We start from the raw sequence: 14,759 nt of genomic DNA on the forward strand, positions 1-14,759 counted from the left end.
GTTCAGGGCAGCGCCGCCGCAAGCCCCACGGCCGCGGTCGGCCCCGCGGATCCCGCGGATCCCGCGGATCCCGCGAGAGTCGACCACGGGTGCACTCACCGTCCTCACCGCCGCGCGGTCCTCGCCCCGTTCGTCGCGTGCCGACTGGCGCGGCTCCACCCGGTGCTACCAACGAGATGACGCGACCACCGGCTGCTTGGTGGGATTCTCGACAGCAGCGCCAAGCGGCCCGGGTCCGGATACAGGCGCACCGCGCCCGGTGCCTCCGCCACCGGACGGTGGCGGAGGCACCAGAGGCCGCGCGTGGCCGCACCGGCCACTGGCCTTCCCGCCGCGAATTCCGGCCGCGCTGGCCGTTCACGGGGGCGAATTCCCGGCGGTCACCCCTCCTTCAGGGCGAGACGGGCGATGGGCCGCCCACTGGCGGGGTGGGCTGTGCAGGTGAATCCGGCCTTCTGGAACATCCGCACGGTGCCGGTGTATACCTCGGCGCTGGGGGCGCGTCCGCCGGCGGTGTCGATCGGATACGCCTCCAGCACCCGGCCTCCGCAGGCGCGGGCGTGGTCGATCGCCGCAATCAGCAACCGCGATCCCATCCCCTTGCGACGGCGACGCGGTGGCAGCCAGAAGCACACCAGCGACCACACGCCCGGCTCATTGGGGTCGACGGGGCGCAGCGACCGCGACCGCGACAGTCGGATGAAGTCCTCCCGGGGCGCCACGGACACCCAGCCGCACGGCCGCGCGTCCTCATAGGCGATCAGTCCGGGAACCTTCCCGTCGAGGGTCACCCGTTTCAGCGTCTCGCGATTGGAGGCCCCGCGTTCAGACGGGGGACACGACACACTTTCGGTGAAATCCTTGGCCCTGCGTCGGAAGTACACACACCAGCAATGCCCATAGGCCCCGGTTGGCCCGAACAGTTGTTCCAGGTCCTCCCATCGATCCGGAGTGGCGGGCTCGATCGAGATGACGGTCATCAGACCCCCTCGGCGCACACTGGTCGTGACCCAGAACACTAGCGACTCCGGGGCGTGTCCGGCACCCTCCGGTGCGTCCGGATCGCGGCATATCCGCAGGTGGAGCCCGTGATAAGAGAATCTGGGAAGTCGCTTTCGACACCGATCTCCCCTCGCCCCCGCAGCGCACCTCCCACGGGGCCGACCACACCATGCGCTCCATTTTGGCCACCATGCGGCGGACAACAGCATGAGGAGAGGACAGGAAAAACGCCGGCGGCGGAGGCCCGAAAGCCCCGCCACCGGCGTCAGTTGGACGAGAGGTGTCAGGTCCGAGCCTTCTCCTCTTCCGGATCCCAGCAGTCCACGCCGCGCAGCTGCGGGATGCGGTCGCGGGTGAACACCGGGTCCAGCCCCTGCTTGCGCTGCTCCTGGTAGTCCTTGAGCAGGAGCACGACGACGCCTCCCAGCGGCGCGATGGCCACCAGGTTCACCAGCGCCATGACACCCATGGCGGTGTCGGCCAGGTTCCACACGATGTCGACCGAGCCAATGGCGCCGAGGAACGTCGCGGCCAGGAAGATCACCTTGAAGCCGGTCATCACGCCCTTGTTCCCGCTCAGGAAGCCGACGTTGGACTCGCCGTAGTAGTAGTTGCCCAGCACCGAGCTGAAGGCGAGCAGCAGCAGGACCACCGTCAGCGCGTGCAGCGACCACGTGCCCAGGCCGGACTGCAGCGCCTCCTGGGTCAGCAGCGGGCCCCGCTGCTCGCCCAGCTCCGGGTTGGAGACGAGGATGAGGAACGCGGTCATGGAGCAGATGATCAGGGTGTCGAAGTAGACGCCCAGCGTCTGCACCAGGCCCTGCTTGACCGGGTGGCTGACGGAGGCGGTGGCACCGGCGTTGGGCGCGGAACCGAGGCCGGCCTCGTTGGAGAACATGCCGCGCCGCACGCCCTGCACGATCACCGTGCCCAGGGTGGCACCGGCGAACTCGCGGATGCCGAAGGCGCTCTCGAAGATCATCGCGAGGACGCCCGGGATGAGGTCCGCGTTCATCACGACCACGGACAGGCCCATCACGATGTAGACCAGCGCCATGAACGGCACCAGCGCCTGGGACACGGCCGCGATCCGGCGCACACCGCCGAACACGACGGCCGCGGTGAGCGCCACCAGTACGGCGCCGATCGCCGCGCCGAGCCAGCTGGGAGCCGTCGCCCCGCCGGCCTCGACCGAGCCCTTGATGGCGCCGGCGATGGTGTTGCTCTGCACCGCGTTGAACGTGAAGCCGAACGTGATGGTGATGGTGATCGCGAAGATCACGCCGAGCCAGCGGGCGCCCAGCCCCCGCTCCATGTAGTAGGCGGGGCCGCCGCGGAATCCGGTCCTGTCACGCACCTTGTAGAGCTGGCCCAGCGTGGACTCGACGAAGCTCGCCGCGCCCACGACCAGGCCCATGAGCCACATCCACAGGACGGCGCCGGGGCCGCCGACCGCGATGGCGCCGGCCACGCCGACGACGTTGCCGGTCCCGATGCGCGCTGCTGCGGAGATGGAGAACGCCTGGAAGGAGGAGATGGCCTTCTTGCCATCCGGTGCGGTCTCGGGGGCGCCACGCAGCGTCCGGATCATGTCCGGAATGAGACGCAGCTGGACGCCGCCCAGCCGGACCGTGAAATAGATGCTCAGTAGCGCCAAGAGGGGGATGAGCAGGTACTGCCAGAAGCCGTCTGTGAGGAAGACGACCGTTTCGTTAATACGGTCCACGGCCCGAATTGCTCCTTTGCGACTGGGGGATAACATCGCCGCAGTACCCACACATTGCGGACGGAACACCGCGAAGCACCACACGTTTCCGGAAACGGACCGTTCCGTGACCTGAGTCGTTCACGCGTCACCGTCCGCCCACCCCCCGTACGCGCCACCGACGGCAAGCCTCCTCGTTTTCCCAGGTCACGACGTTGGGTGGTGGGGATCGGTCACGCCTCCCGGGCTCGCCAGCGCGGCGCGATCCCATGCGAGCAGCTCCGCGGCCGCCTCATAGGCGGCCTCGTAGAAGGCACGCACCGCCGACCGCGGGTCGGGGGCCCGGCGCGCGTCGGCATAGGGCAGCGCGGCGATGCGCCCCTCAACGGTCGTGAACCAGCCCGCGCCGTTCGGTAGTGGGCGGTCGGCCAGGCCCGCGCGTTCGGGCACCATGCGGGAGTAGAACGCGGGTTCCTCGAAAGTGCCGTCGTCGCCGAACGAGAATCCGAAGCAGATCGCTTCGCGCGAGTGCGCCTCACGGACCAGCGGCCCGGCGTCTCGCGGCTGGTCGACGGCGCGGTCGCCGTACCGGGTCACGGAGATGTCGAAGGCGTGCCAGGCGTGGTGCACCGGACTGGTCTTGCCGGAGAAGTCGGCGGCGAACGCCTCCAGCACCATGCCGACCTCGCTGAGCACGCGCCAGTAGCGGTGGACGGCCTGGGGATCGTAGTGGGCGTGCTCCACGTCCTCCACGAAGAGGCGGTGGGAATCGGGCAGCCCCGAGGGCCGGGGATCGGGGATGCGGGCGTGGACGCCCAAGCCGTCCAGGGTCGCCAGCACCTCGCGGTAGAACGTCGAGACGCTGTGGCCGGGCAGCAGGAACGACGCGGTGCGGCCGTCCACGGTCCGCGCCACGAGCAGGTGGTCCACAAAGTCGAAATCGACGGTGAAGACCGTGTTGCCGTCGACCAAGCCCATCGGCCGCGTGGTGATGCCGTAGCCGCAGAGGTGGAAGGGGGCGTTCCAGAAGTGGTTGCGGCGGGGCGCCGACGTCAACCGGATCTTGCCGACGACCTGGAGGAACCGGTGCAGCGTCTCTTTGGTGTCGACCCAGTCCCGCAGCGGTATCTCAGGGAACATCCGCATCGCGGGTCCTCCTTCCTCCCGGGCGGACCGGGAAGCATGTCGGATATTCCCATCATCGCAGCTGAAGCGCTTGGAGCAGGACCGCCGCGCGGTTGCCCGCACGAACACGCTCCAGGGCGCGCACTCCTTCGGGCAGCGGAATCTTGCGGGTCCGGGCGGTGACGGCGAGGACGGCGTGGTCCGGGAGCACGGAGGCGAGCGAGCGCAGCAGCTCCGGGAGGGGCTCAGTGCCGGACGCGGGGGCGGCGCCGGACCAGTGGGTGAGGTCCCCGTAGGGGACGTCGGTGACCACCAGATCCACCGGGTGGTCGGGCAACGCGGGCGGATCCGGCGCGAAGGCGTCGCCCGGGCGCACGGCGTGCGGCAGATCGCCACCGAGCGCGGCCAGTCGGGCGGCCAGCCGTCGCGCCGCCTCGGCCCGCTCCAGGAACGCGGGCTTGCCGAACTCCCGCGCCCCGTCGCGCAGCTCCCGCTCGCGCTCTGCCAGCCCGCACGCTGTCACCAGGGCGAGGTTGCGTGCGGCGATGCCGAGCGCGTCGGGGTCGACGTCGGTGGCGAGGATGTGCGTCAACCGGTCGCGGTGCAGCAGGCCGAGGACGGTCGCCAGGTAGCCGCTTCCGCAACAGGGGTCCCACAGTCCCTGGGGGCCGGCCCCCAGGTGGGACGCCGCCCGCTGGAAGAGCTCGTCGGCCAGCCGCACCGGGAACCCCGGGTGCCCGGGGGCCGAGCGCAGTACGTGGCCGGTGGCCAGGTCGGATCGGTCGGCGCGTTCGGTGGCGTAGCGGTAGGTCATGATCCCCCATCATCCCCTCTGGGAGAAACAGGGCACCGCCGCGCCGCTGGTGGGGAACACCCAGCCGTGTCCCCTCCGCAGGACCCGCGGGGGCAACGGGCGTCGGCCGCCGGTCCGGTTCGGACACGGCGGGACAGGTGGCCGGACGCCCGCCCAGAGGCGTGCCTCAGTGCTCGTGGTCGTGCGTGTGACCGTCGTCGTGGTGGCCGTCCCCGTTTCCGCCCGACTGCACCGACGAGTCCGAGCCGGGGGCACCCGTCGGGGAAGGCTCCTCCGGCCCGTTCCGCTCTCCCGCGCCGCTCTCCTCGCCGGTACCGCCCTCGCCGTGGTGATCGGCCTCGCCGCGCTCGCCCGGAGCCGGCCCATGGGAGTGGTCTCCGGCGGCGCCGACCGCCGCGGCGGTGAAGAAGGCCACCGCCAGCGCCGCGACGGCGACGGCGGTGATCGTGCCGCCGCCGGGGCGGGCGATCCTCCGGAAGCCGAGTGCCCCCAGCGCGCCGACCACCACCACGGCCTCGAAGACGGCGGTGGTGATGTCCGTCAATCCGGCCGACTCGGGGACCCCGGCATGGGGACCGACGGGAAGGCCGGTGAACCGGCTGACCGCCCACACCGCGAGGAAACCGAGGTTCGCCAGTGCCCCGAGAACCAGCACCGGGGCGGTGCCGCGCCACAGGGCGAGGACGGCCCAGAGCACCTGGAACGCGCCCGTTACGGCGAAAAGGACGCCCGACAGCCACCATTCCTCCCAGTGGACGGGGGCCATCACCAGATGGATCTGGGCGGCCCCCAGGGAGAAGGCCACGCTGAGGTAGCGGACAAGACCTCCACGATGCGCCGGACCGGCGCGGCGGCTCGTGCTCATGAATGCTCCCGAAAAGATCGAATGCCTAAGGACCCGCGTAGGCACGAAGGTGGGCTGCGCGGCCCACCCTTCGCACGACAGCGGGCATCTAGATCCTCAGCAGCGACAGTTCGGTGAGTAAGCGTCGGGATCCGCGGGAGCGCGGGCGTCGGCCGATGAGGCGGTGCAGGTGCGCGTGTACCTCGTGCGGAAGGGCGAACAGCAACTGGCGCACGCCCAGCGGATGCGCCCAGAACAGGGCGATGAGCAAGCCGAATGTGGCGGCCGCAGTGCCCAGGCACTCCACGTGCCCGTGTCCCTCCGTGCCCGTCCACCCCGCGTCGAGATGCTCCCGCGCCTGCGTATGACGGTGGGCGTGCTCCTCCGCGGCATGATCGGCGGTGGTGCCGCGGTGGCCCCCATGCGTCGCGGCGCCGCCAACGCCATGCACCAGCATGGCCGCGAAAAGCGCGCAGAACACCGCGGACAGCCACACCACACCAGCAGACCGACCAGCGCGGCGGCCGACAGGCATGTCGCCTCCTCGCGGGCATCGGGGAAAAGGAGGGGGGCAGGGGGCGGAGGAGGGGAGACCAGCGGAGATCTCCCGCATGACCTGCACGAACACTACCCAGCACACTCGCGCATTGCCATCCCTTTCGTCATCTTTTACCTGATCGGAGCCATGTCTCACGGCGCGGCGGAGGCCCGCCTCCGACTCGGTACGCATCGCCGGCCACACGGCCGCGGCGGAGCAGCGGCCGCAGGTGTCCCCGCGGCGGGGAGCCTCGGTTCGCGGGGCGGGCGGATCACGAAGTTCGGGCCGGCGGTCGGCGGCGCGAGCGCCCTCCGGGACGCCTTCAGGCACGAAAAAAGCCCGGGCCAGCGGCTCTCGGGCTTCGTTCGTAGTGATCTGGGCGGTCCTGACGGGATTTGAACCCGCGGCCTCCACCTTGACAGGGTGGCGAGCACTCCTAACTGCTCCACAGGACCTTCAATGCCGTGCTTGTTCCGCTAGCTGCAGCGAAGCGCGACATGACAACTCTAGCGGTATCTCGGCAGTGCCTGAGCCATGAAGGTGCGTTCGGCCCGCTCGATTCCCCTATGCGCGGCACCATCATCACGCAGAACGGTCAGAAGTCGCACAGGGTAATATTCTCGGCGACGCCGCGGCCCTCTCTCCGGCGTCAGGATCCGCCCGAGGAGCTCGCCGCCCCGTGTTCACCGCTGCCGTAGATCCCCTGTGGGGAATCACCCTGGCCTGCTCTGTCTTCGCCGTCCTCCTGACGGTCCGCGCAGTGTTCGCTCGCCCCCGCAGTCAGCGCCCACGACGACGGCGAACCGCGGAACGCGCGCTCTGCCTCAGCGCGTCGCCGATGCCGTGGGCACGCGGATTCGCGCCCGAGGCGCGCACCATCGATGCCTTCACTCCCAGCCGCGGGCCGTGACCCTGGTCGCATCCACCCCACCCACACCGTCCGACCGGGTCTAGTAGGAGTACCAGTGGCGCACGAGAGCCACGCGCAACAGCGGCGCCCCCGCCTCGCCGGGGTCGACGTCGCACGCGGCGTCGCGCTGATCGGCATGTTCATCGCCCACCTGGGGGTGCCGCTGTCCGCGTTCGCCGTTTCCGGCGACCCCTACGCGATCGCCAGCGGGTCCATGGATCCCGCCACCCTCGCCGACCGCGTAGCCGCCCTCGTCTGGGAGGGCGTCAGTGGGCGTTCGGCCGCGCTGTTCGCCATGCTCGCCGGGGTGTCCCTGACGTTCATCGCGGGCCGGCGGGACGTGGTCACCAGCGCGACGGACCGGCGGCGCATCCGCATCAAGATCGTCGTGCGCGCGGTAGTGCTGATCATGGTCGGGGTCGGGCTGTCCGCCTTCGGCAGCGTGGCCGTGATCCTGCACTACTACGGGGTGTTCTTCCTGCTGGCGCTCCCCCTGTTGTGGTTGCGCGGCAGGACGCTGGCACTCATCGGTGGCCTGGTTGTGCTCGTCGGCCCGGTGATCGGCGTTCTGACGAGCTCCGTTGCCGAGGAGGTCACCGGCGACGCGCCCGCCGCGCTCGTCGGTGTGCTCCATGAGCCGTTCTTCTCCTACGACCTGTCGGGCGGTGTGGGAGATGCTTCCGCGCCCCTCGAACTGACTCTGCCGTCGGACGGCCTGATCGACCTGCTGGCGTCGGGGACCTACCCGGCGGTGGCGTACATGGGCTACGTCATCGTCGGAATGCTGGTCGGCCGCCTGGACCTGCGGTCGCGACGGGTCCGCACGCGACTGGCCACGATCGGCCTGGTCGGCGCGGTGCTCGGATACGGGGGCTCCTGGGTGCTCGTTCGGCTGCTGCCGACCGAGCCGCCGAAGGTGTTCGGGGTCGATGCCGGGGAACTGCTGATCGCGGATCCGCACAGCAACACCGCGTTCGAAGTGCTCGGCAATACGGGGACGGCCCTCGTGGTGGTGGGGCTGTGCCTGTTCGCGGCCGACCGCGCCGGGCGCCTCCTTGACCCGCTGGCGTCGGTGGGGACGATGACGCTCACGCTCTACTCGGCGCATATCGCCGTGATGTGGCTGACCGAGCCGCTGGCATCGGGCTACGGCTTGATCAGCGTTGTGCTCGCGCACGACGCGGAGATCTATGTGACCGCCGCGTTTGTCCTCGCCTCGATGTGGCGGTACAGGTTCGGCCGCGGACCACTGGAACGGCTGCTCGCCAGCGCAGCGAACGGCGTCGCGGAGCGGATGGTGCCACGCCCGCGCGCCTCCGCGGAGTCGGTTGGTGTGTGAGGCCCGCGGGGGCTGGGTCACACCATTGGCGGCGAGTCCTCCCGACAGACGCCGTCGCCGACCTGTTCGAGCCGATCAGCTGCCCACGGGGTGAACAGTAGCGACCTACGGTGCCCGATCCGCGTCGGCGGGTCTTTTAGCTCGCGGACGAAAGACTCGACGTGGTCGCCGCGGCGAAGGCACCTTGGCCGCCGAACGCCACAGGCTGGAATTTGAGACGGAGTGGCCGCCTATGGGCGCTCCCGCCGCACGCGCCCCTCGTCCCACACGGGTGCATCGGAGGGGTAGACCTCGCCCTCCGCCCCGAAGACCAGGAACCGGTCGAAGGAACGGGCGAACCAGCGGTCGTGCGTCACGGCGAGGACCGTGCCCTCGAATGCCTCCAGGGCCGCCTCCAGCGCCTCGGCCGACTCCACGTCCAGATTGTCCGTGGGCTCGTCGAGCAGGAGCATCGTCGCGCCGGACAGCTCCAGGAGCAGGATCTGGAACCGGGCCTGCTGCCCGCCCGACAGGGCGTCGAAGCGGGTCTCGCGCTGGTGCACCAGTTCGTAGCGGTGCAGCGCGGGTGCCGACCGATCCAGCGGGAGCGAGTACTCGTCCTCCAGGATCGCGGCGAGCGTGCGGCCGTTCCACTCCGGATGGTGGTGGGTCTGCGCGAAGTGGCCGGGGACGACGCGCGCGCCGAGGCGGGCCGTACCGGTGTGCGGGACGGTCGACGGGTCGGCGAGCAGGCGCAGGAAGTGCGACTTCCCCGACCCGTTCGAACCGAGCACACCGACGCGCTCGCCGTAGAACACCTCCGCGGAGAAGGGGTGCATCAGTCCGGTGAGCTCTAGGTCGGTGCAGGTCAGGGCGCGGACGCCGGTGCGCCCGCCGCGAAGCCGCATTTTGATGTCCTGCGGACGCGGCGGTTCGGGTGGTGGCCCGGCCTCCTCGAACTTGCGCAGCCGGGTCTGCGCGGCGCGGTAGCGGCTGGACATGTCGTCGTTGTAGGAGGCCTTCTGACGCAGTCTCTGCACCACCTCGCGCAGTTGCGCGTGGCGCTCGTCCCAGCGGCGGCGCAGCTCCGCGAAGCGCGCGTGGCGGTCCGCGCGGGCCTCGTGGTAACCGGCGAACCCGCCACCGTGCACCCACGTCGAGTTCCCGGCGGCCGTGCCGCCTTCCAGGGTGATGACGTGGGTGGCGGTGCGGTCCAGCAGCTCGCGGTCGTGGCTGATGAACAGCACGGTTTTCGGGGTCGCGCGGAGCTGCTCCTCAAGCCAGTTCTTGCCGGGAACATCGAGGAAGTTATCGGGCTCGTCGAGGAGCAAGAGATCGTCGGGACCGCGGAACAGCGCCTCCAGGACCAACCGCTTCTGCTCGCCGCCGGAAAGGGTGCCCAGTTCCCGGTACTGGGCGCGGTCGAACGGAATTCCCAGAGCGGCCACCGTGCAGACGTCCCAGAGCACCTCGGCGTCGTGCCCGCCGGAGTCGGCCCAGTCCGCCAGCGCCTGGGCGTAGCGGAGCTGTGTCCGCTCGTCGTCGCGCTCCATCATGGCCAGCTCAGCGGCGTCGAGTGCGCGCGCCGCCGCACGCACGGGCGGGGGCGCTACGGACGCGAGGAGGTCACGCACTGACGCCTGGGCGGTCAGGGGCGCGGTGACGCCGTCCGCCTCCGCTTCGGCGTTGGCATGCGAGCCGATGAACTGCCGCATCACCCCGAGCCGCCCGCTGCGGGTGACCGCCCCGCTGGACGGGGTCACGTCCCCGGCGACGACGTGCATGAGCGTCGTTTTACCGCTGCCGTTAGCGCCAACGAGTACCGCCTTCATCCCGTCGCCGACCCGAAAGGAAGCGTCGTCCAGGAGTGTGCGCCCGTCGGGGAGAACGAACCCGACTCCGGCAACGTCGATGTGGCCCATGAGGCGCCACTATGCCGCCCGCTATGGGGTGGGGTCGATTGGTTTTCCATCGGCCCCACAGGCCCGCGCCCCGCCGCGGCCAACCGCCACCACACGACACCTCGTGCCATCGACGCTGTCAGGAACCCCGCACGGCCGTATGCTCCACCCACGTGCCGTCGGCCGCCCGCTCGATGACGGCGGGGACCAGACCGTAGGGGTCGGGGTGGATCCGCCGGGTGAAGTCCATGACCTCGATCCGATGCGGAGTAAGGCGCAACAGCACAAAGTCGTCGCCCTCGGGCCCGCCAGGGAAGAAGCGGCGCGACTCCTCGTGCCACTTCGCGACCCGCGCGGCGAGATCGTCGATGACGTCCGCTCGTGCCTGGATCGTCACATAGGCGACAGCGTTCCTGTCCTCGATCGCGTAGGCGACCTCGGCGTGCGCGGCCACCTCCGTCACTTTGCGAGAACGCGGACTGGTGCCGATCCAGACGGTCGCATCGTCATCCACATCAATGTGGCGCACGAGCCGCACGTGCGGTCCTGGGGCAGCCGTGGTGGCGAGGAACCCGTAGGCGTTCTGCCGCACCGTGGCGAGGGCGGCATCGAAAAGCGCGGGGGCGTCGAACTGTGTCATGGCTCGACGGTAGGTCGGCAACCTCCTCATGCCCTCCCCCACACGCCGGGACCCGCTCCCCCGCGCGGGGGAGCGGGTCCGGCTCCGCGACCGGGCGCGGGGCCAGGGCCTCAACGCCGTGGCCGACAGCGGGACCTATGGCTGTTCCTGCGCTTGGTCGACGATGGCGCGAAGCGCTGCGACGTGGCCCCTGTAGGCGGTGCGGCCGGCAGCGGTAAGCGTGAGCCATACCCGTTGCCGAGTGTCGCGGACGGCCTTCCGCTGCTCCACGTACCCCGCGTCCATCAGCACGCTCACGTGTTTACTCAGCACTGAGGCGCTCACTTTGAGCTGCTCCTGGATCAGGCTGAACTCGATCTGGGTCACCGCGTCGAGCAGCGCGCAGATCCGCAGACGCTGCGGCGCGTGGATGACGGAGTCGAAGCCGTCGATCGCGGGATTCGAACGCTTCATGCGACCGCGCCGCCCCGGAACCGGTCGTAGATACCGAAGACGATGATGCCCACGCCCACGACAACGGTGAGCGGGTAGGTCCCCCACGACAGGTCGAAGACGCGGAGCAGCGCGACATAGGCGCCCAGCAACGGCAGCATGATGACCGCCATCGGCAGCATCTGCCGCGGAGTCAACCACGCCAACACCCGCATCTGCGACATGGCCAGGCGCAGTAGTCCGCCGAAGCCCGCGCCCCAGACCACCATGCCGACCAGCAGGAAAGCCATGCCGAGGGGCGGATCGGGCAGCAGGGAGATCAGTGGTCCCACGGGTGCGATCCACGCGGCCAAGGCCAGGGAGTACCAGAGCGGTGTGCGGATGTCATTGATCGATGCCCGGGCCTGCTCAGCGCCACGCAGCGCCGCTTCGGCTTCCGCAGTGGTCAGTGGCTGATGCGCGGCGTCCGAGCTCTGGCTTGTTTCCATGGCGGATAGCATCTCTTCGAGTTTCCAATCTGTCAACTCACGGGTTTCCACAATGGCAACAGAGATGGCGAGGGGCGTTCGACCAACCCCGGACACCACAGGATTCCGCGTCGGCTCGGCCCGGCTTCTCGCTCGACGTCGGCCGGGAGGCGGGCGGCAACCCTCCACACGGGCCAGAAGCAACAGGGACGAGCATTAGCTCCAGCCACCCGCTTGGCGCGCGCACCGCACCACGGACAACCACCGAGGCACAAAAAAATGCCCCGTGATCTGGGAATTCAGATCACGGGGCATTTTTTTACGCTGAAGAAACTGTGGCCAGGGGCGGGGTCGAACCGCCGACCTTCCGCTTTTCAGGCGGACGCTCGTACCAACTGAGCTACCTGGCCCCATACACCACCAACGAGCGGCGTGCGAGCGGTCCTGACGGGATTTGAACCCGCGGCCTCCACCTTGACAGGGTGGCGAGCACTCCTAGCTGCTCCACAGGACCTTGCGTATTCTTTTGTCGGCACTCGACGCCGCACTCGATTGTATCGGGTGTTCCGCCTTGCGCTGTCCGTGCCATCATTCTGCCAGACGCCCGGCAGTGGTCCGACCCGGATCAGTACCCCCAACCGGATTCGAACCGGCGTTACCGCCTTGAAAGGGCGGCGTCCTAGGCCACTAGACGATGGGGGCCTCGACGACGAACGAGTCGCCATTTCCCGCTTCGCCTGCCGTCGGGGACGGGTCAAGCATAGGGGAGATTTCCTCCCAGTGCCAAAGCGGTTTGCCAAGCCCTGCCCCGCCGGGTGATCTCGGGGTGGCGAAGGCGTCGCGGACGGGGGTGCGGGGCGGACGTGGCAGCGCCCCGCTTAGCCGTCGGGCGTGTCATCCGGGGAGCGTGTGGGCGGACCAGCCTCCACCGACACCGTCGGTGTCGGAGACGGGGAAGGCGACGGGGACGGCGAGCGCGACGGATTCTTCGATGACGCGGCCGCATCCGGCGTGATCTCGCGGTCCGGATCCTGTTCGATGTTCCGCTCGATCTGGGCGGAGGTGAAACCGAGGCCCCCGAGTGTGACGTCGTCCCAGGCCTGGAGCCGCTTGCTCTCGGCGTCGAAGTAGAGCACCGACGCTTGGTAGGGCGTGGGGCGGTCGGGGCCGCCCGCGAGGTTGCGCAGCCCGGCGCCGCCCGTCGACCCCTGCGCAAGGAAGCGCGTGCCGGTCTCCTTCACTTCGGTCCAGCGGTCGTGTCCGTGCCCGGAGAGGACCAGCGGCACGACACCGCTGAAGCCCTCTCCCTGCAGCGGGTCGTGCAGGACCGCGACATCGACCGGCGGGTCGGCGTCCTTGATCGACGCGGCCTGCTCGGCGCCGATGGCGGCCACCTCGTCGGTGTCAGGGTTGTCGCGCGCCTTGTCGGGGGTGAAGCGGGGGTCGCCCGCGCCGTAGAAGACGATGCCGCCGACCTCGGCGATGTCGTCGTCCAGGACCACCGCGTTGGGCTGGGCCTCAACCGCCCGCTGGGTGCCCATGGAGTCGTGGTTGCCGCGGACCCAGACGTAGGGCACGCCCAGCTCGGCGATCTCGTCGGCGAAGGCGTCCTCGGCCGCGCTGCCGCGGTCGGTGAAGTCGCCGGAGTCGACGATGAGGTCGACGCGGAACTGGTCCCGCAGCGAGCTGATGACGTTCCAGGCGGCCGGGTTCAGGTGGAGATCGGCGACATGCAGCACGCGGATCGTCGATCCGTCGTCCTCGAAGACCGGCAGCGTGGAGGTCGTCTCGTAGAGCATCGAGACGTTGCCGACGAGGCCCGCGAGCTGCTTCCGGTACTCGGAGAACCGGTTGACGACGTCCGCCGCGTTGCCCACCACGTTCGGGGCACCGACGAGCAGTCCGGTGTAGCGGGGCTCGGAGACGGCGGCGGGGTTGAATGTGGCGGCGGCCATTCCGGCGGCCGCGGCGAAGGTGATCAGCGCGCTCAGTGCGCTGCCGAGCGCCCGGCGCCAATTGCGGAACAGCACGAGGGAGGTGATGGCCGCCCCCAGGACGGCGGCCGCGACAGCGCGGGCGAACAGGAGCAGGACGCCGTGCTGGACCTCCGCGCCGATGGTATCGGCCATGCGGTCGATGGCGTCGGGGTTCCGGAACAACTCGTTAGCGGCGGCCGGGCGGATCTCGGTGATCGCCGCTTCGAAGCGCAAGGGTGCGTCGTGGGTGTCGAAGGCGAGCTTGCCCAATGGAGCCACGTTCAGGACGGTCTCCGCGCGTCCCGGACTGACGCTGAGATTCACGTCGGCCGGACCGATGGGCGTCATAACCTGGCCACCCAGTGCGAGCCCAAGCCACCCGCCGAGGAGGCCTACCACGACCACGGCCGCGATACGAGCGGCGAGCCCCCTGCGCAGTCGGTTAGCCCGGCCCGCCAGGGAACGCAGGCGTTCGGGGGGCAGGGCGGAGGACAGGTGGGATCCCAGCCATGAGAACACCCCTCCATCATTGCGGGTGCGTCGATGCTCAACAACGTCCCTGGCCCCGCGTCGGTGGGCTACTGGTCGGTCCATAGCGGACAATCGGTGACGTGGTTGAACTCACCCGGACACGATTCGAGGAGCTCGTCGGCGACGCGCTCGACACCATTCCGCCCGAGCTAACCGGGATGATGGACAACGTCGTCATTACGGTCAGTGAGGACCCGCCGGAGCCGGGCCTCTTGGGCCTCTACGTGGGGATCCCGCTGACCGAGCGCGGGGACAGCTACGCGGGCGCCCTGCCAGACCAGATCTTCATCTACTGGCGGGAGATCTGCGCGTGCTGCGACACCGAGGACCAGGTCGTGGACGAAATTCGGGTCACCGTGGTCCATGAGATCGCCCATCACTTCGGAATCGGGGACCAGCGGCTGCACGACCTGGGCTGGGGGTGACGTGGACGCCAGAAGGCGCACACCCACGGTGACGACCGCAGCCACGGCGGCAGCTCCCGCGGGCGGTGAGCGATCCCCGATGGGCGAGCTGGCACTTCACACGAAAGGCCCCCGAAGCGGGCGCCAAAGTC

At 69.7% G+C, this 14,759-nt stretch carries 13 protein-coding genes and 4 tRNA genes; 2 read left to right on the forward strand and 15 right to left on the reverse strand.

Features of this window, described 5'->3' with window-relative positions:
• Positions 1-380: 380 nt before the first annotated feature.
• From ABD259_RS00220 to ABD259_RS00250, 7 genes are all read right to left on the reverse strand, one after another.
• Positions 381-980 (reverse strand): GNAT family N-acetyltransferase, encoded by a 600-nt coding sequence (locus ABD259_RS00220; protein WP_344103301.1) that lies wholly within the window; start codon positions 978-980, stop codon positions 381-383.
• Between the two features lie 305 nt (positions 981-1,285).
• On the reverse strand, positions 1,286-2,728 hold the full coding sequence (locus ABD259_RS00225; protein WP_344103298.1) for an alanine/glycine:cation symporter family protein: 1,443 nt from the start codon (positions 2,726-2,728) through the stop codon (positions 1,286-1,288).
• A 186-nt stretch (positions 2,729-2,914) separates the two neighbouring features.
• Positions 2,915-3,853, reverse strand: coding sequence for a DUF5996 family protein (locus tag ABD259_RS00230; protein ID WP_344159230.1), 939 nt, complete (start codon positions 3,851-3,853; stop codon positions 2,915-2,917).
• Between the two features lie 52 nt (positions 3,854-3,905).
• Positions 3,906-4,646 (reverse strand): rRNA methyltransferase, encoded by a 741-nt coding sequence (locus ABD259_RS00235; protein WP_344103295.1) that lies wholly within the window; start codon positions 4,644-4,646, stop codon positions 3,906-3,908.
• A gap of 166 nt (positions 4,647-4,812) precedes the next feature.
• The gene (locus ABD259_RS00240) at positions 4,813-5,511 is read right to left on the reverse strand and encodes a hypothetical protein (RefSeq protein WP_344103293.1); all 699 of its coding nucleotides are present in this window, start codon (positions 5,509-5,511) and stop codon (positions 4,813-4,815) included.
• Positions 5,512-5,599: 88 nt separating this feature from the next.
• The gene (locus tag ABD259_RS00245) at positions 5,600-6,025 is read right to left on the reverse strand and encodes a hypothetical protein (RefSeq protein ID WP_344103290.1); all 426 of its coding nucleotides are present in this window, start codon (positions 6,023-6,025) and stop codon (positions 5,600-5,602) included.
• Positions 6,026-6,408: 383 nt separating this feature from the next.
• Positions 6,409-6,483: transfer RNA gene (locus ABD259_RS00250), tRNA-Asp, on the reverse strand.
• Between the two features lie 510 nt (positions 6,484-6,993).
• Here ABD259_RS00250 and ABD259_RS00255 point away from each other — a divergent pair.
• Positions 6,994-8,277, forward strand: a complete 1,284-nt coding sequence (locus tag ABD259_RS00255; protein ID WP_344159233.1) for a DUF418 domain-containing protein — start codon at positions 6,994-6,996, stop codon at positions 8,275-8,277.
• A 230-nt stretch (positions 8,278-8,507) separates the two neighbouring features.
• Here the strand turns inward: ABD259_RS00255 and ABD259_RS00260 are convergent, their stop codons facing one another.
• The 8 genes from ABD259_RS00260 to ABD259_RS00295 form a co-directional block, all read right to left on the reverse strand.
• Positions 8,508-10,178, reverse strand: a complete 1,671-nt coding sequence (locus ABD259_RS00260) for an ATP-binding cassette domain-containing protein (protein WP_344159236.1) — start codon at positions 10,176-10,178, stop codon at positions 8,508-8,510.
• A gap of 118 nt (positions 10,179-10,296) precedes the next feature.
• Positions 10,297-10,797, reverse strand: coding sequence for a pyridoxamine 5'-phosphate oxidase family protein (locus ABD259_RS00265; RefSeq protein WP_344159239.1), 501 nt, complete (start codon positions 10,795-10,797; stop codon positions 10,297-10,299).
• A 135-nt stretch (positions 10,798-10,932) separates the two neighbouring features.
• Entirely contained in the window at positions 10,933-11,250 is a 318-nt protein-coding gene (locus ABD259_RS00270; protein ID WP_344159242.1) for a transcriptional regulator, read from the reverse strand.
• Entirely contained in the window at positions 11,247-11,717 is a 471-nt protein-coding gene (locus tag ABD259_RS00275) for a hypothetical protein (protein ID WP_344159245.1), read from the reverse strand. The genes ABD259_RS00270 and ABD259_RS00275 overlap by 4 nt, the downstream gene beginning before the upstream one ends.
• Before the next feature lie 315 nt (positions 11,718-12,032).
• Positions 12,033-12,106, reverse strand: a tRNA-Phe gene (locus ABD259_RS00280).
• A gap of 29 nt (positions 12,107-12,135) precedes the next feature.
• Positions 12,136-12,210, reverse strand: a tRNA-Asp gene (locus tag ABD259_RS00285).
• 115 nt (positions 12,211-12,325) lie between these two features.
• Positions 12,326-12,398: transfer RNA gene (locus ABD259_RS00290), tRNA-Glu, on the reverse strand.
• A gap of 176 nt (positions 12,399-12,574) precedes the next feature.
• The gene (locus ABD259_RS00295) at positions 12,575-14,191 is read right to left on the reverse strand and encodes a metallophosphoesterase family protein (protein WP_425573470.1); all 1,617 of its coding nucleotides are present in this window, start codon (positions 14,189-14,191) and stop codon (positions 12,575-12,577) included.
• A gap of 92 nt (positions 14,192-14,283) precedes the next feature.
• Here ABD259_RS00295 and ABD259_RS00300 point away from each other — a divergent pair, with 92 nt between their 5' ends.
• On the forward strand, positions 14,284-14,628 hold the full coding sequence (locus ABD259_RS00300; protein WP_344159248.1) for a metallopeptidase family protein: 345 nt from the start codon (positions 14,284-14,286) through the stop codon (positions 14,626-14,628).
• The last annotated feature ends 131 nt before the right edge of the window (positions 14,629-14,759 follow it).

It is taken from the genome of Nocardiopsis rhodophaea, assembly GCF_039530945.1.
Classification (GTDB): domain Bacteria; phylum Actinomycetota; class Actinomycetes; order Streptosporangiales; family Streptosporangiaceae; genus Nocardiopsis_C; species Nocardiopsis_C rhodophaea.